This window comes from Lentzea cavernae, assembly GCF_014653695.1.
In the GTDB taxonomy this organism is placed as follows: Bacteria; Actinomycetota; Actinomycetes; order Mycobacteriales; family Pseudonocardiaceae; genus Lentzea; species Lentzea cavernae.
This window is the reverse complement of sequence record NZ_BNAR01000007.1, coordinates 280870-300218: the sequence shown is the minus strand read 5'-3', so window position 1 is coordinate 300218 and position 19349 is coordinate 280870. Positions and strand designations below refer to the sequence as shown.

The 19349-nt window shown below is 64.6% G+C and carries 11 protein-coding genes and 1 tRNA gene; 5 read left to right on the top strand and 7 right to left on the bottom strand.

Annotated elements, in window-relative coordinates; all coding sequences use genetic code 11:
* Position 1: 1 nt before the first annotated feature.
* Together IE307_RS24350 and IE307_RS24345 are read right to left on the bottom strand one after the other, a co-directional pair.
* On the bottom strand, positions 2-1663 hold the full coding sequence (locus tag IE307_RS24350) for a DEAD/DEAH box helicase family protein (protein WP_191301430.1): 1662 nt from the start codon (positions 1661-1663) through the stop codon (positions 2-4).
* 4 nt (positions 1664-1667) lie between these two features.
* On the bottom strand, positions 1668-4001 hold the full coding sequence (locus IE307_RS24345) for an ATP-binding protein (RefSeq protein WP_191301428.1): 2334 nt from the start codon (positions 3999-4001) through the stop codon (positions 1668-1670).
* Positions 4002-4291: 290 nt separating this feature from the next.
* Here IE307_RS24345 and IE307_RS24340 point away from each other — a divergent pair, with 290 nt between their 5' ends.
* From IE307_RS24340 to IE307_RS24330, 3 genes are read left to right on the top strand one after another with little or no spacing between them, the layout of a single operon-like run.
* Positions 4292-5617 carry a DNA cytosine methyltransferase gene (locus IE307_RS24340; RefSeq protein WP_191301426.1) on the top strand — a complete coding sequence of 442 codons (1326 nt, stop codon included), beginning with the start codon at positions 4292-4294 and terminating at the stop codon, positions 5615-5617.
* Positions 5614-6372 (top strand): very short patch repair endonuclease, encoded by a 759-nt coding sequence (locus IE307_RS47475; RefSeq protein WP_191301424.1) that lies wholly within the window; start codon positions 5614-5616, stop codon positions 6370-6372. The genes IE307_RS24340 and IE307_RS47475 overlap by 4 nt, the downstream gene beginning before the upstream one ends.
* Before the next feature lie 33 nt (positions 6373-6405).
* The gene (locus tag IE307_RS24330) at positions 6406-7899 is read left to right on the top strand and encodes a PIN-like domain-containing protein (RefSeq protein WP_191301422.1); all 1494 of its coding nucleotides are present in this window, start codon (positions 6406-6408) and stop codon (positions 7897-7899) included.
* A 254-nt stretch (positions 7900-8153) separates the two neighbouring features.
* On the opposite strand, the gene IE307_RS24325 is transcribed toward IE307_RS24330, so the two are convergent.
* Positions 8154-8225 (bottom strand) — tRNA-Arg (locus IE307_RS24325).
* Between the two features lie 148 nt (positions 8226-8373).
* Between IE307_RS24325 and IE307_RS24320 the strand changes: the two genes are divergently transcribed.
* A complete protein-coding gene (locus IE307_RS24320) occupies positions 8374-9282 on the top strand; it encodes a cation diffusion facilitator family transporter (RefSeq protein WP_191301420.1) in 909 nt (302 codons plus the stop codon).
* A gap of 250 nt (positions 9283-9532) precedes the next feature.
* Here the strand turns inward: IE307_RS24320 and IE307_RS24315 are convergent, their stop codons facing one another.
* A complete protein-coding gene (locus IE307_RS24315) occupies positions 9533-13762 on the bottom strand; it encodes a GH92 family glycosyl hydrolase (RefSeq protein WP_191301417.1) in 4230 nt (1409 codons plus the stop codon).
* A gap of 151 nt (positions 13763-13913) precedes the next feature.
* On the opposite strand from IE307_RS24315, the gene IE307_RS24310 reads away from it, so the two are divergent.
* A complete protein-coding gene (locus IE307_RS24310) occupies positions 13914-15083 on the top strand; it encodes an ROK family transcriptional regulator (RefSeq protein WP_191301415.1) in 1170 nt (389 codons plus the stop codon).
* Positions 15084-15305: 222 nt separating this feature from the next.
* Here IE307_RS24310 and IE307_RS24305 read toward each other — a convergent pair whose 3' ends face one another.
* The 3 genes from IE307_RS24305 to IE307_RS24295 form a co-directional block, all read right to left on the bottom strand.
* Complete coding sequence (locus tag IE307_RS24305; RefSeq protein WP_191301413.1) at positions 15306-17180, bottom strand: acyl-CoA dehydrogenase family protein; 1875 nt, start codon at positions 17178-17180, stop codon at positions 15306-15308.
* A 610-nt stretch (positions 17181-17790) separates the two neighbouring features.
* Positions 17791-18489: a DUF305 domain-containing protein gene (locus IE307_RS24300; RefSeq protein ID WP_191301411.1), complete on the bottom strand. Its 699-nt coding sequence runs from the start codon at positions 18487-18489 to the stop codon at positions 17791-17793.
* Positions 18489-19313 carry a thioredoxin-like domain-containing protein gene (locus IE307_RS24295; RefSeq protein ID WP_191301757.1) on the bottom strand — a complete coding sequence of 275 codons (825 nt, stop codon included), beginning with the start codon at positions 19311-19313 and terminating at the stop codon, positions 18489-18491. The genes IE307_RS24300 and IE307_RS24295 overlap by 1 nt, the downstream gene beginning before the upstream one ends.
* Positions 19314-19349 lie beyond the last annotated feature (36 nt).

Below are 19349 nucleotides of genomic sequence, written 5' to 3'. Positions count from 1 at the left end.
ATCACTCCTGGCCTTCATGTATGTCAGGGAACTGGAGTCGATGTTCGTCGTAGGCGGTCTCCAGGCTTGCCGCGTCCTTGATCCATTCCTCCATCAGGGTCGCGACCCGCTGGTCGCTGAACTCGATTCTGGACTGATCCCGTGTCTTTAGCACCTCAATTTCGCCTGTCCTGCTCAGCGATCGCTTGAGGTTCAGCACTGCCGCGATTCGGCGAAGGTCACTGACGAAATCCAGGACGATGACGCGGTCCTTGCCTTCCCTGAGCCGCAGGCCGCGTCCCAACTGTTGTACGAAGATGCGCCGGGAGTGCGTGACGCGCGCAAAGCAAAGTATGTTGACGTCCGGAACATCGACTCCTTCGTTGAGGATGTCGACTGCCACAAGGATCGGGGTGTCGCCTGAACGGAAGGCCAGCAGTCGTCGCTGGCGCTCTCGCTTCGTCAGCGACGCGTGCAAGGCGTCAGCGCCTGACCACAGTGGTGTCTGGCGCAATAGCTCCGCGAGGCGTTCAGTGTGCTCGACAGTGCGACAGAACACGATCGCCCGCGGTCTAGGAGTGCTCATCCACACGGCGGCCAACTGGTCTCTGATCGCCTCATCACGCTGTGGCAGGAAGAGTTTTGAGTTCAGCTCGGCTAGCCCGTACGAGTGGGTGCTGGCGTCCCTCACGACGTCCCAGTCGAGGTCATCGACGAACAGCTTGTAGTCGACCTGTACGAGGTAGCCCGCGCGCATTCCATCCTCGATGCCCAGGCGGAAGCTTGGAGGCCCCAACTGATCAGTGATGTCGTGCGCGTCTCCTCGCCACGGCGTCGCGGTGACGCCGAACTGTCGCGAGTGTTCGAGCGTTCGCAGTAGCTCTTCGTACTGTCCTTCAGCACCAAGATGATGGGCCTCGTCGACCATCAGAAGGCCGGGCCGGTACCCGAATCGGGCAACGTTCAGGGCGGAGGCCACCGTCGCACAGGTGACACCTGACATGTCATCTGTCTTGTTGTCACCGGTCAGCAGTCTGGTCGATACCTGTTTCGGAAGGTGACGCCACAGCGCTCGTTCAAGCTGGTGCACAAGGTCTTTGGCATGCGCCACCACGAGGATCTTGTCGGTGGGATTGCGGCTGAGGTGCGCGTTGACGGCTTCGCCGCCGATGACAGTCTTTCCCAACCCAGTGGCGAGAACCAGGAGCGCGCGGCCAGTCGACTCGAGATCAGCCTCTATCCGATCGAGTGCTTTTCGTTGATAGTTTCGCAAAGTCGGCGTTCCGAAGCGTTCAGGAAGCTTGTTGAACGCTGCTGCGAGATGATCTCCAGTCCAGAGCAGGATCGGCGGGCCGAGCCTGGTCAGCTCAGCTGCCCTGCGTCTAGCGGGCAGACTGAACTGTGTGTTCGTGACGACGACCGCCTGGTCCGCGCGATAGGTCTCACGCGCTCGGATCACCTCGTCGACAGCTTCCGGGCCTACCGCGCTGCGCTGTTTCCACTTGCACTGAATCACCCAGTCCTCGCCTCCGCGACGAGCGAGGATGTCGCCACCCTCGTCCCCAGGACCGTCGATGTTGACGACTGACGTGCAACCTATGTGCCACAGGAGTCTTTCGATCTGCCTTGGGAACTGGGACGGACCTGCGTCCCGCAGGCTCGTGGCGTCGAGGAAGTGGTGCATGTGATCAGTCAGTGTCGGCCAAGGCTCGAACAACGAGACGACAGCTCGACCGCGTTCGCGTCAGCTCCTCGATGTCGAGCCGGGGACGATGTTGCTCCAACAACGCGAGGTCACTCAGCGGATTGATCAGCCGCTCGACGACCAACTCCCTGGCGTTCGGATTGTTAATGGATCGGAAGGGACGGTTGAAAACCTTGCCGTCTAGGAACTTCTCCGGCGTCGCCGTGATGATGCGCACCACAGCGTTGGCGGGGAGATATCGGACGAAGTCGCCGTCCGCGATCTTCTCCTCCCATTTGGTCGCGTTGGCCGACTCGATGGCGTAGCGCTGTTCCGCGTCGGCACGTTCCCCCTCGGTGAGCAGGTCCCAATGGGTGCTGGGATCCTCGGCCACATAGGCGACCATGCCCGACCTGACCAGGTTGAGGACACGCTCTGCTTCGTCCGCCATGGCGTGTGGGGTCAAGGGAACGATGTTGCTGATCGCCTTCAACTCACGTACCAACCCGGTGAGCGGGGTGGACGTCGAGTTCGCCCGCACCCTGAGAAACTCCGCCGCCTCGACCAACGCCAGGTCGCGGACGTCGGTGCCCTGAGCCTGGAAGAGGTCATCGGTGACGTTCACAAAGATCTCCAGGCGTGGCGGGCGGGCCATGAACGCGACGACCGGAGCCTGGTTTCCCTTGCTGTCAACGAGTGCGTCGTGGCTGCGGACCGCCCACACGACCAGTTCGATCGACCCCAGATCCTTCAAGGTGTACGGACCAGCAAGGTCAACGATCTGCTCACCCGCTTCGCGGTAGCTCTGCAATCGCTCGGCGAGCGTCGGCTCCTTGACCGGCGGGGTTGGCGGGTCTGTGTGCACCGGGGTGCCACCAGGTGCTGAGCCGCTGGTAGCGGGCTTTGGGTCTGGGAGGTCGTTCCCGACTCCGGGCAGGATCTCGTCGTCGTCCTCGCCGGCCGGCGGAACAGTGACAGGATGATCGTGTTGGTAAGCGGCGTCATACCACTTCTGGTCAGTCCGGTAGTCCTGATCCCCTCTGCGGAACTTGTCGGCCCACTCGATCGCCTTCTCGTGCAGCGCGCGGTTCCCGTCCCCAGGGATCAGGTAGTTCAAGCCAGGGTCCTGCCGCCGGTAGCCAGCGTAGAGTTGAGCCAACGGGCTCGTGTTTTCCGGCAAACCGAGATCTTTAGCCTTGATTGGACGCAGCGGGCTGCTACCGCGGATCGAGTGGAGCACCTGGCGCCACTCGTGGGTGTCGAACTCGAACGCGTTCTTCTGGTAGTTCGGCGTCACGTGGTCGCAGTGGATCTCTCCTACGATGCGGCCAGTCGGGCTCTTCGAGTCGATCGGGTACTCGAGTTCGGGCTCAGTCAGTTCGTCCTCGTCCTGCCACGTGAAGACACGCTTGTCCTTGAGAAGGATCTTGCGACCGTTGCGCATGAAGTCCAAGCCGTAGTCGGAGCGATGCACATAGCGTTGGACACCGATCCACCCCCAGATCTGGCGCTCACGCAGTTGGAGCCGCTCCTGCCCACACTCCTCGCACGTCTCTGCTTCCACGGCGTTCCAGTGCCCGCAGGAAAGGCAGGCTTTCTTGACTTTGAGGGGCACGTTGATCTGCTGGACGGCACGGATGTCCACACCCCGACGCGTGACATGCCTGGTTTCATCCCAGAGGCACGGCAGCCGCGGTTCGACCTTCTTGTTGTTGATGGTGAGGAGGAACCCGCGTTCGCGAAGCAGGTAGCTGTAGATGTCGCCGAGCTTCTCCCTGATGATCGTCTGCGTTCGCGGTCGCTTCAGGGTCTCGAACTGATCCGTCTTGAGGTCACTGATGGTGACTGTCGTGCCGTGCTCCGCGATGTCGTTCTTCGGCACCAGGCGGTACGGCGCTCGGTACTCCGCTGATTCGGCGATCCTTGGTAGATCGAGGACCACTTCGACCCAGTGAGGGTCGCCGGCTCGACTAGAGCGGACGGTGGTGTGCCTGCCCAACCGGGCGGTGCTGATGTTGAAGCCCATGCCGAACAGGCCGAGCGAGCCGTACCTGCCATTGCTCGTCCAACCGGCGCTGATGGCGTTGGTGATCGCATCGAGGCTCATGCCCCGCCCGTTGTCCTTGACGGTGATGCCCGCTGTGGAGCGGCTCGCGTTGGCGGCTGGGAGCGTGATCGAGACGGCCGGCCGGCCGACCGCGTTCCCAGCAGCCTGGAATTCATCGAACGAGTTGTCGACGAGTTCAGCGACGCACTGCCAGTGCGCGAACTCGATGTCGCCGAGCACGCCGAGGATTCTCGGGTGTGGCGTGACGTTGATGAACTGGCTGTCGCTCACGCGTCTCCCTGTGCACGAATGGTTCCTGCCGTCGCCTCTGTGAGCTGCAGCTTCAGGCGCCGGAGGGTGTGGCGGTGATCGGTGCGCCCCCGTGTTCGTCACACTAGTACTGACAGCGTCTTCTTGTGCGCGATCACACACGATCTTGTGCGGGGCTTGAAGGCCTCATCGTCGTGCGAGTGGTGCTGTTACATGGAGCGCGGCAGATGTCATGGTGGTCTACCTGTGACACTCTCGCGGCATCGTCAGATCAGGAAACATTGGAAAGTTGACTTGGTATGGTCTCCGCCATGGCCGAACCACAAGCGGGACAACACAAGGACCGCACTGCCGTCGAACTCTTCGCTGGCGGTGGAGGCTTGGCCATGGCTGTTCAGAACGCCGGCTTCCGCACTCTCCTGTTCAACGAGTTCGCCAAGCGCGCGTGTGACACGCTCGAGGACAACGCGATGGCTGGTGGCGTCGCCGAGGGTGAGACTCCATGGATCCCTGCCGGTGGTCAAAGACCACCGCTCGTGCGAGGCGACGTTCAACAGCTCGACATGAGCTACCTCGCGGGACAGGACGTCGACGTACTCGCTGGCGGGCCGCCATGTCAACCGTTCAGTCTCGGAGGTATCGCGAAAGGCGACGAGGATCGCCGGAACATGTTCCCGCAGATGTTTCGCGCGATCCGAGAAATGCAGCCTAAGGCCGTCATTTGTGAAAACGTCCGCGGTTTGCTCCGGCCTTCTTTTGCGCCGTACTTTCAATATATTCTTCGTGAGCTAGAGTTGCCGTTCGAAGAACGTTCGGCTGAGTCTACTTGGCAAGAGCATGACGCTTTGCTTCGCGGGCGGATAGAGGATCCTAGGCAGGGGCCTGATAAGCGGTATGTCGTGCGCCATTTTCCTGTTAACGCGGCGGACTACGGTGTCCCGCAGATTCGTCATCGGGTGATCGTGGTGGCGTTCCGCGCTGACCTGAATGTCGACATCAAGGCTTTTGAGGATTCCGTCAAGAAGACGGAGTACTCTGAAGTCGCGTTGATTCGTTCTATGGTCGACGTGGATGGGGAGTACTGGCAAAGGCATTCCGACGTGCCGTCTCATGTGCGAGATTGGGTTATCTCGAGGCTGCCTTTGAATCCGCCGTTGGATGATGGAAAGAAGCCGTGGCGCACGTTGCGGGACGCTCTCGTTGGTGTTTGTGCCGACGGGAAGAGGCTGCCGGAGATTCCGGAAGCACATCTGGATCGTGTCGACCGCAAACCCAAGGGCTACAACAATCATATCGGGTGGCCGGACGCCCGAATCTACGACGGTCATACGCCGAACGAGCTTGACAAACCGGCGAAGACCGTGAAGGCGGGAGTCCACGGCGTCCCCGGTGGCGAGTCCGTCATGCTGACCGATAGGCTTGCCGGAAACGATCATGAGGGTGGCCAGCGGTACAAGCACCGCTATATGACTGTCCGTGAGACTGCACGAGTCATGACATTCCCTGACAAGTGGATTCCCGCAGGACCGCGTGGCGAGCAGATGCGACAGCTCGGTAATGCCGTGCCGGTTGTACTGGGTGAGGTGTTCGCCAGGGCCGTCGCGACAGCCTTGGACAAGGCAGAGAATCCTGGGTGACGTTTGTGGCGTCGTCAAAGTTGAAGCCGCCTGAAAGGGCGTGGAAGGCTCGCCCGGGTCGATCGCGCTCGGCTGCTCTGGCCGAACAAGATCGAACAGCGGGCGGCCGGGCTCGTCGCCTGGTTTCGGTCGAAGAGGGCCGTTATATCCTCGCCACTGTGGTATTGAAGTCCGGCTCGCGTGATGCAACGATCAGGGCATATCTGAAGTTTGCTTCTCAAGGAAAGTCGTCCACGGTGTTCTTGGGGACGGTGGACGAAGCTGTCAGATCAAAGAATCTCGCACAAGGGTGGCGGCTGGCCAGAGACAAAGGGCTCCTTGCTGACGAGGTCGCGGAGTCGGGCTCGTGGGCGTCATCGGCGGCTGTGCGGTCCTCGATGAGGGGAAATCGGGGGAAGAACACAGGGCCTGAGCTAAGGCTTCGTGCATTGCTGCACAGGGCGGGCCTGCGCTATCGGGTCGGCGTTGCTCCTTTGTCTAATGTGCGCAGGACGGTCGATGTAGTTTTTCCGAAGGTCAAGGTCGCGGTGTTCGTGGATGGGTGCTTTTGGCACGGGTGTCCTGCGCACTATCGCCCGGCAGCGACGAACAAGAATTTTTGGCGCGCCAAGATCGAGGGTAATAGGTCCCGTGACCGAGAGACCGATCGGCTCCTGCGTGACGGCGGATGGGAGGTGATCCGCATGTGGGAACACGAAGATCCGGAAGATTGTGCGTCACGCGTGTTGGCTATAGTGAGAAGTCGTCAGATCTGAATGCGCTGACAAAATTCGAGATCGTTGGTTTGGGTGGATTTTTCATTCGAGGGGAATTCGATGGGTGGCGAACCACGCGGTTTGACTCCTGGTGGTCTGTCCGCAGGGTTTGAAGGCTATCTGTCGCCGTCGGATGAAGACTATCGTGCCGTATTGACTTCTGGACTGGTCGTTCTTGACACCAACGTGCTATTGAACCTCTATCGTTTTGATCAGCAGGCTCGGGTTGACTTGCTGGCCGTGCTGTGGCGGATTCGAGATGGCATCTGGATTCCTCATCAAGCTTTGGAAGAGTTCTGGCGCAACCGTGAGGCTGCCATTCTCAGTCGTTCAAACATGCGTCGCGAGGCGCTCGATGCTCTGCAGAAGCCGGTGCGTGCGATTTCGCATACGATAGAAAACTGGTGTCGGAGCGTGGGTATATCCCGCGAAAGACAATCCGAATTAATGGACTTAGTTGACTCCACGCACAGGGCCCTCCGCGGAGTGATCGAGGTTCCGGATGGTGATGACCCGCTACATGGAGCACGTGACACAAACCGTGACCCGGTGTTCGCTGCTCTACGTCCGATGCTCGAGGGCCGCGTCGGGACCGGGTTGCCAAGCGAGGATTTGGTGGTTGCCCTGCAGGAGGCAGATCGGCGTGCCGCTGGACGGATTCCTCCTGGTTATATGGATCGAGACAAGCCTGATCATCGTGGTCCGGGTGATTACCTCGTCTGGGAGCAGACTCTTCGCGAGGCGGGCCAACGGTCAGTTGACGTCTTGTTCGTGACCAGTGACGTGAAGGAAGACTGGTGGCGGAAGGTCAGGGGCGCGCCAGCAGGTCCTCGCGTTGAGCTGGTTGATGAACTGCGCGATCGGGCGGGTACGAGGCTCTTCATGTTGCAGCCTCAGCAGCTCTTGGGCATAGTTGGGCGCCTGCTTGATGTCGAGGTGCGACCTGACTCGGAGAAGCAGATCGAGACTGCTGCCAAGGGGACGTCAGGGCAGGGAAGTGGCGATGGGGATCGGGTGCGCCTGTACCTGACCTCGGCCTTGGAACGTCTACTGCCGTCTGGATCGGAGGTCGCGACGAATGTGGCGGTCAACAGGTCCGCGTGGGATGTTTCTGTAACGGTCGGTGAGAGTCTGGGGGCCGTGGTCTGGATCTATGACCCGGTGAAACCATTCAATGACCTGGCGACCGACTCCGTGATCTTGACAGCTCGCCAGATGGTTGAGCAGTTCAAGAACGCCGTCAGACGTCCGTGGATGGCGTGCGTGGTAGATCTGGCGAACCTGATGACGCGTATGCGAGCAGATGTCAATCCGTGGGAACGAGCGCGTAACGGTGACGGTGAGCTCATGAACAGGGCGGTCGACACCTTCCAGCCGTACTTGGATGAACTACGCCAGATCGGGTTTGACGAGGTGGAAGTTGTGGCAGGGGTGGATCAAGGGGAGCCTCCGGCAGCAGAGGCGTTCCAGCGCATCGACCGCCTAGTGCAGCGGCTAGCGACGAGTTTGGACACGGCTGACTCCTAACCTGGCAGTTCGCGTGCATCGAAGGCGCATCGCCTGAACCAGGTTCTTAGCTACACGGGCGGACTAGGTAGATCGTGTGCATGTCAGTGTGTCGAAATAGTGCCGTACCAGCGGGCGTGCAGCTTCGCGCTGCGCAGAGCCTCATCTAGATTCGTACGCCTGGGTCTACTGCGGTGTGCTGCTGTGTACTGGCGGTAGTTGTGCCGCTAACGCGAAGAACCGCCACTGATGTGGTGGCGGTTCTTCGACTTCGGTGCCCCCGGCAGGATTCGAACCTGCGCTCCCGCCTCCGGAGGGCGGTGCTCTATCCCCTGAGCTACGGGGGCCGTAGCTACGTGGAAGATCCTAGCGCACTCCCGCCACCCCGTTTCACACCCACCCTCAGCGGGGGTTGAGCATGACCTCCGTCACCAAGCAGTGGGACGGGAATACGCCGGATTGCACTCATGCGCATGTCGCTATATGTTCCGGAGCATGGGTCATGGCCACGGGCACGGATCGGCGAGCGCGAGCGGGCAGCACGCCGGCAAGCTGTGGGTCGCGTTCGGCATCGGCGCGGTCTTCATGGTGGTGGAGTTCGTCGTGGGGTTCGCGACGTCCTCGCTGGCCCTGATCTCGGATGCCGCGCACATGCTCACCGACGTGCTCGGGGTCGGGATGGCACTGGCCGCGATCATGGTCGCGAAGCGGGCCAGGGCGGGGAAGAACCGCACGTTCGGGTTCTACCGGGCCGAGGTGCTGGCGGCGCTGGCCAACGCGGTGCTGCTGTTCGGCGTGGCCGGGTACGTGATCTACGAGGCGGTCGGGCGGTTCCAGGACCCGCCGTCGGTGCCGGGGTGGCCGGTGCTGATCGCGGCGACGCTCGGGCTCGGGGCCAACCTCGTGTCCTTCGCGGTCCTCAAGGAGGGCGCGAAGGACAGCATCAACGTCAGGGGTGCGTACCTCGAGGTGCTCGCGGACCTGGTCGGGTCGGTCGGTGTGCTGATCTCGGCGCTGGTCATGATCACGACGGGGTGGAAGTACGCGGACCCGATCATGGGTGTGCTGATCGGCGTGTGGGTGCTGCCGCGGACGTACGGGCTGGCCAAGAACGCGCTGCACATCCTGTTCCAGCACGCGCCTGAGCGGTTGGACGTCACGGAGATGCAGAAGGCGCTCACGGAGCTGCCCGGGGTCACGGAGGCGCACGACCTGCACGTGTGGACGCTCACCAGCGGGATGGAGGTGGCTTCCGCCCACCTCACGACCGCCGAGAACGCCGATCACGGGGACGTGCTCAAGGCCGCGCAGTCGTTGCTGGCGGCCAAGTACCACATCGAGCACGCGACGTTGCAGGTCGAGGGCGGGTCGTCAGCGCAGAGGTGCCGCGAGCTCTCGTGGTGAGGCCGGCAGGTCGCGGATGCCGTCCTTGGTGGACTGGGCGCCCGTTCGTGACGGAACGATCGGCTGACGGGGTTGTGGCACGAGGGCTCGGACACGGCCTCGTTCGAACGGCACCACAAGAGCCTCCCCAGTCACCGCACACGAGTTGACAAGATCTCATCGGAGTATGTCTGAAAGGGATAGATCCTTTCAGGTGAACGGGAAAGGCCGCGTTCCGTGACGGAACGCGGCCTTCCTCGTCAGTCGCGTGCTACAGGCCGGCGCACTGTCCTGCCTTCGGGCCCTTCACGTCGTTCGCGAAGCCGTTGTTCGACGGCTCCGGGGTGTTGCCCGTGCAGGACAACGGCCCGCCGACCGTGGAGAAGGCCACGACCGACCTGGTCTTGTTCGACGTCAGCGACACGGGGCCGCCGACCGAGGTGTTCTCCACGGCGACCTCGGTGGCGGAGCCGTGCACCGTCACCGGGCCGTTCACGCGAGTGCCGACCAGCACGACGGACGCCGCGTCCGCCGCCGACAGCGGGCCCTTGATCTCGCCGCCGAAGACGTACAGCGTCGCGCCGCGGGCCACGGTCACCGGACCGCTGATCGTGGCACCGTCCACATAGGTCACACCCTTGACCTGCAGCGGACCGTTGACCGTGCCGGTCACCGTGGTGGTGGCCGCCGGCAGCGGCTTCGACATCAGCTCGAACTCGCCGAGCGTCACGTCACCCGCGAACTCCAGCCGGTAGAAGTTGTACCTGCCCGGCGAGGCGATCTTGAACGACCGGGTGTACTGCTGCCACTGGAAGGTCTCGCCGGAACGCTTGTCGACCGTCGACCACGTCTTGCCGTCGTAGGAGCCCTTCAGCTCCCACGCCGAGGGCGACGTGCCCGTCTTGCCGTTGGTCAGCGTGTAGAACTCCGCCTTCTCCTTCGCGTCCGCGGCCTTGAAGTCGAACGAGCGGACCACCGCGGAGGTCGAGGAGTTGTTGTCCACCAACGCGGCCGTGCCGACGCCGGAAGCCACGTCGCGCAACGGGGCCGGAACCGCGTCACCCTTCGTGATCGACTCCGGGACGTCGTTCGCGCCGGTGCCCCAGGCGGAGGGCTTCGGGCCCATGTCGAAGTCGATCGTGGCGCCGGCCGCGAGCACGTCGTGCGGCAGCGTCGTCTTGTTCCACGCCTTGCCGTTGACCTTCACGCCCTGCACGTAGATGTTCTTCGCGCTGTTCTTGGGCGCGTTGATGACGAGCTTCTTGCCGTTCTCCAGCTTCACGGTCGCCTTGGTGAACAGCGGCGAACCGATCGCGTAGGCGGGCTTGCCCATCTGCAGCGGGTAGAAGCCCAGCGAGGAGAAGAGGTGCCACGCCGACATCTCGCCGTTGTCCTCGTCGCCCGCGTAGCCCTGGCCCTCCTGCGAGCCCACGTACAGGCGCGTCAGGATCTCCCGCACCTTCTCCGCCGTCCGCGCGGGCTGGCCGGCGTAGTTGTACATGTAGGCGATGTGGTGCGACGGCTGGTTGGAGTGGCCGTACTGGCCCATCCGCACGTCCCGCGCCTCGATCATCTCGTGGATCACGCCGCCGTAGCCGCCGGGGAACTTCGCGGTCTCCGGGAGGGTGAAGAACGAGTCGAGCTTCTGGGCGAGCTTGTCCCGTCCGCCGTACAGGTTCGCGAGACCCTGCCCGTCGTGCGGCACGGTGAACGCCATGTTCCAGCCGTTGGTCTCGGTGTAGTCGTAACGCCAGTCCTGCGGGTTGTACTTCGACGGGTCCTCGACGCGCCAGGAGCCGTCGACGTTGCGGTTCTGGAAGAACTCGATCCGCTTGTCGAACGTCAGCACGTAGTTCTGGGCGCGGTTGAGGAAGTACTCGTACTCCTCGGCGTACCGCTTCTCGCCCGTCTTCTCGTGCAGCGACTTCGCCATCGACGCGATGCCGAAGTCGTTGACGTAGCCCTCGATCGCCCACGACCAGGCCTCGTCGAGCTGGTCGTTGCCGGTGTAGCCGAGGAAGATCGACTTGTCCATGCCCTTGCGGCCGACGTTGTTGCTCGGCGGCACGACGGAGGCGTTCTTCACCGCGGCGTCGTAGGCGGCCTTGATGTCGAAGTTGCTGACACCCTTGAGGTACGCGTCCGCGAACGCCACGTCGGAGCTCGTGCCCGTCATCAGGTCCGCGTAACCGGGGGAGGACCAGCGCGAGACCCAGCCGCCGTCCTTGTACTGCTGGACGAAGCCGTCGGCCATCTCGCCCGCCTTCGAAGGCGTGAACAACGAGTAGGCGGGCCAGGTCGTGCGGTAGGTGTCCCAGAACCCGTTGTTGACGTAGACCTTGCCGTCGACGATCTTCGCGCCGGTCTGCGTCGGCGTGCTCGGACCGGTCGCGGGCGACACCGGGGACGCGTACTGGGTCTTGCCGCCGACGTTCTCGAAGCCCGAGTTCGGGTAGAGGTACAGGCGGTACATGTTGGAGTACAGCGTGATCAGCTGGTCTTCGGACGCGCCCTCGACGGAGATGATGCCGAGGATCTTGTCCCACGCGGACTGGGCGCGGTCGCGCACCGAGTCGAACGTGTCCGAGCCGCTGACCTCCTGCGCCAGGTTGGACTTCGCCTGGTCGACGGAGATCAGCGAGGTGGCGATGCGCAGCTCGACGGTCTTGTCGCCGAACGAGAAGTAGCCGCCCACGTTGTCACGGCCCGCGCCGATGAGCTTGCCGCTCGCCGTCACCGCCTTGTCGACCTTGCCGTAGACGAACAGGCGGGTCGCGCCGGTGGACAGGCCGCTCTTCACGTCCGAGTAGCCCGTGACGACACCGTTGGCGGCGTCGAGGGTGAGGCCGCCGGAGTTGTTCACGTTGTCGAAGACGAGGTTCTTCTGGGCGTCGTCGTTGAACGTGAACCGGAAGACCGCCGCGTGGTCCGTCGGCGCGATCTCGGTCTTCATGCCGTTCTCGAAGGTCACACCGTAGTAGTGGGCCTTCGCGACCTCGTTGTCGTGCCTGAACGGCAGGGCGCGCAGCGCGCGGTCCTGGGTCGGCGCGACGTTCGACGGCATGACCTGGAACGTCTGGCGGTCACCCATCCACGGGCTGGGCTCGTGGGAGGTCGTGAACGCCTGCAGCGTCGGCAGGTTCTGCGCGTTGTTGCGCTGCGCGTACTCGTACAGCCAGCTCTGCGAACCCGCGTTGGTCATCGGGGTCCAGAAGTTGAAGCCGTGCGGCACCGCCGTCGCCGGGAAGTTGTTGCCCCGCGAGAACGAGCCGTTCGAGTTCGTGCCACGCGTGGTCAGCACGTAGTCCGACGGCTTCGCGTACTGCTTGGTGACGACGTCGCCGATGCGGATGTCGTCGAACCAGGCGCCGAGGTCCGTCGGGCCCTTCGGGCCGTCGTAGGCCACCAGGATCCGCTTGATCGTCTTGCCGGCCGCGACCGCGCCGATCGTGGACGCCACCTTGTTCCACTGGTTGGCGTACAGGAACTTGCCCGCGCCCTGGCCCTGCGGCGACAGCGTCGCGCCGTGCTGGTCGACCGCCTTGAGGTCGCTCAGGTACGTGCCGTCGGAGAACGCGAGGTCGACCGACGAGTACGTGCTCGGGTAGTTCAGGTTGTCGTTGATGAAGTCCGGGAAGACCATGTACGACAACTCGGTCTTGGCGTTGACCGGGACGTCGACGTCGAAGACCTTGTTGTAGCTGTACGCCCGTCCTTCGACGGTGTGGCGGCCCTGGGTGCGGAACGCCTTGACGCCGGTCCAGCCCGCGCGTGACTTGGCCGTGTAACCGCCTGTCGGGCCGTTGCCGACGACGCTGCGCATGATGGGTGACGGCGGGTTCGTGGAGCCGTCGGACAGCTGCACCTCGGCGAGCTGCACGATGTTCGTGGAGCCGTTGTTCAGCGTCACGTCGAGCTTGTAGTGCAGGAACGACTGCGGCGCCGCGATGTCGTAGGTCTTGGTCTGGAAGCGCTCGGGGAACGTCTCACCGGTGCGGGTGTCGAGCACGGTCCAGTCGGTGCCGTTGGCCGAGCCCTGCAGCGTCCAGTTCTTCGGGTCGCGCTCGGGGGAGTCGTTGGCCGAGGACAACGCGTACTTCTTGATCGTGCGCGCCTCGTCGAACTTGAACGTCGCCCAGCCGGTGGTCGCGAAGACGAGCCACTTGCTGTTGACGTTCCCGTCGACGAGGTTCTCCTTGCCCTCCGCGGGTCCGTTCTCCCCGTTGACCTGGACGTCGACCACCTTGTCGGAGACGTTGCCCGGGATGCCGGAGCTGTCCGAGCCGATCACGCCCGACGACTTCGGGTTGCCCGACGCGTCGGTCTCGACGGTGTTCGACCACGACGGTTGAGGTTGACCGTCCTCAAAGGACGACGAAAAACCCACTCCTGGCTCCTCTGGTGCGGCGGCCGCGTAGCCGTTGCTCACGCCGCCCACCAGTGTCGCAGTGATCGCGACGCTCAACAGAGTTCTGGTTCGTCTCTTCCCCAGTTGCCTCATTGCAACCCTTCCGCCGCCTAGCCTGCCCCTTTTGGTGGGGACCTTTTCTGCACCTGACATCGTTGTCAAGGGAGCGGACAGGAATTGTCGTGCAACCTGTCTCTTCAACAGTTGCGCGCATGCGCAGTGGATCAAGATCTAGAATTGGCCGGTGAGCGACCGCAAGCCGCCAGAGGTGGGTACACCAGCGGGCATGCGCGTGCTCAACCAACGCGCTGTGCTCGGCCTGTTGCGCCGTCTGGGTGCCGCCACGCGCCCCCAGATCGCCAAGGACGCCGGCCTGTCCAAGCCGACGGTCGGGCAGGCCCTGGCCGACCTCGAACGCCACGGCCTGGTCCGCCCCATCGGCCGCACCACCGCAGGTCCTGGCCGGTCCGCCGTGGTCTACGAGCCCAATCCCGTCGCCGGCCACGTGCTCGGCGTCGACATCGGCCGTGAACGGATCCGGGTGGCGCTCGCCGATCTGGGCGGGTCGGTGGTGGCCCGCGTGGACGAGCGCAACCGCAGCCGGTCGGCCGCTGCCGTGGTGCGCACCGTGACCGAGCTGGCGTCACGCACCGTGGCGGACGCTGGGATCGCTCTCACGGACGTCGTGGTGAAGGTGATCGGCAGTCCCGGCGTGATCGACCAGCGCTCGCGGGTCGTGCGGCACGCGCCGCAACTGCCCGGCTGGGAGTCGCTCGGCGTGCTGGACGGGCTGGAGTCGTCACTCGGTTCGGCGGTGGTCGTGGAGAACGACGCGAACCTGGCCGCGCTGGGCGAACACGTCTACGGGGTGGCGCAGGGAGCGCGCGTGTTCGTGTGCGCGACGGTGGGCACCGGTGTCGGCATGGGCATCGTCGTGGACGGCGTGCTGTTCCGCGGCGCGCACGGCGCGGCGGGGGAAGTCGGGTTCCTGCCGTACGGCGAGTCCGGTTCGGACGTCCGTCGTGGACAGTTCGAGGACGCGGCCTCGGCGGGATCCGTTGTGGCGCGGGCACGTGAGCTGGGTCTGACGGCGCGCTCGGCCCGTGGCGTGTTCTCACAGGCGCGTGCTGGGAACGTGGCGGCTCTCGAGGTCGTGCGGCTGGAAGCGGAACGGCTCGCGTTCCTCGTGGCCGCCGTCACCGCGGTGATCGATCCGGAACTGGTCGTCCTGGGTGGCGGTGTGGGGTCGAACGTCGACCTGCTGCTCGAGCCGCTGGAGGCGAAGCTCCGCACGATGACGCCGCTGGCGCCCCGGATCGTGGCGGGCTCGCTGGGGGACGGCGCGGTGCTCTCCGGGGCCATCGCGATGGGTCTCGAAGCCGCTCGTGAATTGGTCTTCGAAGTTACTCTCTGAGAGTAGTTGAGTACCCCTCACCTGGTAGTTCACTCAATTGTCGTAACTGTTAACGGTGTTTTGTGGCTTAGCGTTACCGACACCTCCACCTGGAGGGTTGTGTCCTTCCGTTGCAAGGGGAGTCGGTAGGGGGATGCGGGGGACGTAGCCCCCTACCGGCCGTGCACTGGGCAGGTGCCGCGCCCGCACCACCATCAGCCTGCCCAGTGCAGCAACGGGGGGCTAGCGGGGCGTCGGGCGGTGGACGTTCGCCGCCGCTGACTCGTGGTGCGTGGAGTCCGCGATCCACGGCCCCGGGATGGACGCGTCGACGATGCCCTCCTCCAGCCAGGCGTACTCGCCGGCGAGGACCTGCCCGGCCACCACCAGATCGCTGTCGTCGGTGTTCTTCCAGAGCTTCTCGAACAACTCGTCGACACGGATCCGCGCCTGCCTGGCGAACGCGTCGGCCAGCACCTGGGAGTTCGGGTTCCCGTCCTGCACGGCCCGCACGCACGCGGCGCTGATCGCGAACAGCTCGGCCCCGATGTCCACGACCCGGCTCAGGAACCGCTGCTTGCGCTCCATCTTCCCCTGCCACCGCGACATCGCGTAGAACGTCTGCCGCGCCAGCTTGCGCGCCGACCGCTCGACGAACCGCAGGTGCTTGGCGAGCGGCCCGAACTCCGTGTAGCCGGCGGGAGTCTGGCCCTTTCCGACGACGAGCGTGGGCAGCCATTTGGCGTAGAAGCCGCCCGCCTTGGCTGCGGCCTTCATCTTCGCGTTGCGGTCGGCGTCCGGGTCGATGATGTCGCCGGCGACGCTCAGGTGCGCGTCCACGGCCTCGCGCGCGATCAGCAGGTGCATGATCTCGGTGGAGCCCTCGAAGATCCGGTTGATGCGCAGGTCGCGGAGGACCTGCTCGGCCGCGATGCCGCGTTCTCCGCGCGCCGCCTGGCTCTCCGCCGTCTCGTACCCGCGCCCACCGCGGATCTGGACCAGTTCGTCGGCCACCAGCCAGGCCTTCTCGGACGCGTACAGCTTCGCCAGCGCCGCCTCGATGCGGATGTCGTGGCTACCGGCGTCCGCGAGCTCGGAACTGAGGTCCAGCACGGCTTCCAGCGCGTAGGCGGTCGCGGCGATGTAGGCGATCTTGCCCGCGACGGCCTCGTGCTTGCCGACCGGCAGGCCCCACTGGATGCGTTCGCCCGACCATTCGCGAGCGATCTTGAGGCACCACTTGGCACTTCCCGCGCAGAGGGCCGGGAGGCTCAGGCGTCCGGTGTTGAGGGTGGCGAGCGCGATCTTGAGACCGGCGCCCTCCTTGCCGATCACGTTCTTCTTCGGGACGCGGACGTCGTGGAACCTCGTCACGCCGTTCTCCAGGCCCCTGAGGCCCATGAACGCGTTGCGGTTCTCGACGGTGATGCCTTCGGCGTTCGCTTCGACGACGAACGCCGTGATGCCCTTGTTCGGCACTTGGGCCATCACGACCAGGAGGTCGGCCACGACTCCGTTGGTGGTCCAGAGTTTCACGCCGTTGAGGACGTAGTCGTCGCCGTCCTCCGTCGCGGTGGTGCCGAGTCTGGCCGGGTCCGAGCCGACGTCCGGTTCGGTGAGCAGGAAGGCGGTGATCTCGCCCTTGGCGCACCTCGGCAGGAACTCCTGCTTCTGTTCCGGGCTGCCGAACATCGCGACGGGTTGCGGAACGCCGATGGACTGGTGGGCGCTGAGCATCGCGCCGATCGCCGGGCTCGCCGAGCCGACCAGCATCAGGGCCCTGTTGTAGTAGACCTGGGTGAGACCGATGCCGCCGTACTCGGGCTTGATCTTCATGCCGAACGCGCCGAGGTCCTTGAGGCCCTTCAGGACTTCGTCGGGGATTTGGGCGTCTCGTTCGATGACCGCGTTGTCGATGGTGGTTTCGGTGAACCTGCGGAGTTCTTCGAGGAACTTCTCGCCGCGGTGGCGGTCTTCGGTGGTGCCGCTCGGATGTGGGTGGATCAGGTCGATTCGGAAGTGACCCAGGAAGAGCTCCTTGCCGAAGCTCGGTCGCTGCCAGCGGGTTTCGCGTGCTTGTTCGGCGACCTGCCTGGCCGCGCGCTCGTCGACGGTCATGGTTACCTCCGAGTAGGGGTGTGACCCACGTTACTCAGGGGTAGGCGGTTGTCCAGACGGCTTTGGGCCTGTTGTGGGAGGGGTTGCGCGGGTCGGCTTTGTGTTGTGGGTGCCTGTTCCAGCGGGGTTGGTCGCGTTCCCGGAAGAGAAGTCGCCTTGCGAGGACGGGCGCGCAGGTCGTGACGAATCAAGGGCTGGCGATTGGGGCTTGACCTCGAGCCTCTGGCGAGGCGCTGAGACGGCCGGAAAAGCCGGGCTGAAAAGCGCCCGGCCGTGCCCGATCAGGGGTAGCACCCCGCCCCTCAAGGTCAAGCCCCAATCGCAGGAGCGGGGTGTACCGCTGCCCAGTCGGCAGCAGGTTCGGACGGCTCGCTTCGCATCGCCACGCCAGGTTTCGTCCGAGGTTGCTCGTGCGTTTGTGGCTGTCCGGTTGGCACCGCGCGGGTGCGGGTTGCGGTGGCTGGTTGCTGTTCCAGCGGGGTGGTCGCCTTGCGTGCGTTTGTCGCCTTGCGGGGATGGGCGCGCTTTGCGCAATTCCTGTGCTGACAAGCGAAAGGGCCGCCCCCACACCTCTGGGGACGGCCCTCGCGCAGCGACAAGAGGAACCGGGCTACGGCAGCGGGGCGGCTCCGCGCTTCGCCAGGTAGTCCTTCATCAGGTCGGTCTCGGCGGACTGCGACTTCAGCATGTTGTCGGAGAGCGTTCGCACGAACGGCTGGCCGGCGGCGGTCGAGGCGTACTCGGCCATCGGTGCGCCGCCCATGTGGTGGCGGAGCATCAGCTGGAGCCAGTACACGTCGAAGTCGCGTCCCTGCGGCATGGTGCGCAGCTTGGTCAGCTCTTCGGTGGTGGCCATGCCGGGCATGATCGGCTTGCCCGCCTCCGGGGTGGTGGCGCCGTGGCCGTGGACCCCGGCGGCGTCCATCCACTTCATGTAGACGCCGGAGATGTTCTGCTCGTGCTCGTTCCACATCATCAGCCAGCCCTTCATCCGCCCCACCTGTTCGAGCTGGGTGGAGGAGATGTCGAAGGCGAGCTGGCGGATCTCCGGGTCGGTGGAGCGGTCGCGGGCGGTGTTCGCCATCTGGATGCCCTGCAGGTGGTGCATGGACATGTCCTGGCAGAAGCCGACGTCCACGGAGCCGGAGGCCGGGGCCGCGGACGTCGTGGAGGAGCCCGGGAGCTTCACCAGCAGGCCCACGGCCGCGCCCAGCAGGAGCACGGCCAGGACCGCTGCGCCGATGACGAGGGTCCGGGTCAGCCCCGAAGGGCCGCCGGACCTCTCGTCGGCGTCGATCGGAGCGGACATCAGCTCGACGGGGGCGTCGACACGGAGTTCGACGACGGCGGCGTGCTCGTGTTCGGCTGGCCCTCGGTCTTCGAGTCGTCCTTGCCGCCGTCCATCGGCACGGCGTCGGCGCCCGGCTTCTCGGCCACGAACGGGGCCGGGTTCGACAGGAACTGCGGGTTCTCGCAGGACGCGCCGACCTCGGGGTAGGTGTTCGGGTTGCGCAGCAGCGAGGAGATGAACTGGTCGACGCGCTCGTCGTCGACGTTGTCCAGCTTCAGCTGGTGGCCCCACGACTGCAGGGAGACCGGCTTGTCGAGGCCTGGGAACGGCGACAGCGCCATGTACGGGATGCCCTCGACCTTGACCTTCAGCTTGTTGAGGGCCTCGTCCTTGATCTGGTCCGGGTTGTACGCGATCCAGACCGCGCCGTGCTCCAGGCCGTGGACGATGTTCTCCGTGCGGATCGCCTTGTCGTAGACGACGCCGGTGCAGTCGGCCCAGGTGGCGTCGTGCGGGCCACCGAACGCGGGGGTCTGGTCGTAGGCGACGCGCTGGGTCGGCTCGACGTGGCGGGAGCCCTTGTACTCCTTGACCACGATGCCCGCGAGCGCGGTCGACGGGTCCTTGTTCGTGTCGGAGGGCTTCCACTTGGCCAGGGCGGCCTCTTTGACGTTGTTCGCGTGGATCTGCGAGTACGCATACCCGAAAACACCGCCCGCGAGGCCCAGCACCGCGATGACCGCGATGATCGTGCCCCACGGCTTCGGCTTGCTCGCCACCACCGAGGAACGGGCCGCGGCCACGCTGTTGCGCGTGGCCTTCGTCTTCTTGCCGCTGGTCATGTCCGCCTCAGATGTCGTCCTGGTCAACCGGCGCCA